The sequence below is a fragment of the Parendozoicomonas verongulae genome (genome assembly GCF_009711465.1).
Lineage (GTDB): Bacteria > Pseudomonadota > Gammaproteobacteria > Pseudomonadales > Endozoicomonadaceae > Sansalvadorimonas > Sansalvadorimonas verongulae.
This window is the reverse complement of record NZ_SMME01000420.1, coordinates 127-806: the sequence shown is the minus strand read 5'-3', so window position 1 is coordinate 806 and position 680 is coordinate 127. Positions and strand designations below refer to the sequence as shown.

The 680-nt window shown below is 57.6% G+C and carries 1 protein-coding gene; it reads right to left on the bottom strand.

All coding sequences use genetic code 11. The annotated features are described in order from the left end of the window. Nucleotides 1-68: 68 nt before the first annotated feature. Nucleotides 69-524 carry a hypothetical protein gene (locus E1189_RS00875; protein WP_155158237.1) on the bottom strand — a complete coding sequence of 152 codons (456 nt, stop codon included), beginning with the start codon at nucleotides 522-524 and terminating at the stop codon, nucleotides 69-71. Between the last annotated feature and the right edge of the window lie 156 nt (nucleotides 525-680).

Here is a 680-nt window from a genome sequence, read left to right as displayed (position 1 = left end):
ACAGGGGGTGTTCGCCTGCCCCCCGGCCGCACGGGTACGCAGTCGTGTATAGATATCCCAAGCTGCTTTCAGATTGTCCGGCCCCCCATGATCTGGAGATGTCTGCCCAGTGTTAACTCAATATCCCTGTCATTAGAGGGGGTGTTCGCCACTCCACCTGCCGCCCGGGTACGCATCCGGGTAAAGATGTTCAGGGCTGCTTTCAGGTTGTCCGTACCCCCCATGATCTGGAGATGTCTGCCCAGTGTTAGCTCGATATCCTTATCATTACAGGGGGTGTTCACCCGTCCCCCGGCCGCTCGGGTGCGCAGTCGGGTAAAGATCTCCAGAGCAACTTCCAGACTGCCCTTGCCTCCAATGGTCTGAAGATATCTGCCCAGTGTTAGCTCGATATCCTTATCATCACAGGGGGTGTTCGTTCTATCCTTGTCATTAGAGGGGGTGTTCGCCTCCCCACCTGCCGCCCGAGTGCGCAGTTGGGTAAAAATCGCCAGGGCCGCTCTAAGGTTGTCCGTACCTCCCATGAGCTGGAGATGCCTGCCCAGTGTTAATTCGATCTACTTGTCATCACAGGGGGTGTTCGTCTTACCCCCTGCCGCCCGGGTACGCAGCCGGGTAAAAATGTCCAGGGCTGCTTTCAGGTTGTCCGCCCCCCCTATAGGCTCAAGACGCCTGCCCAT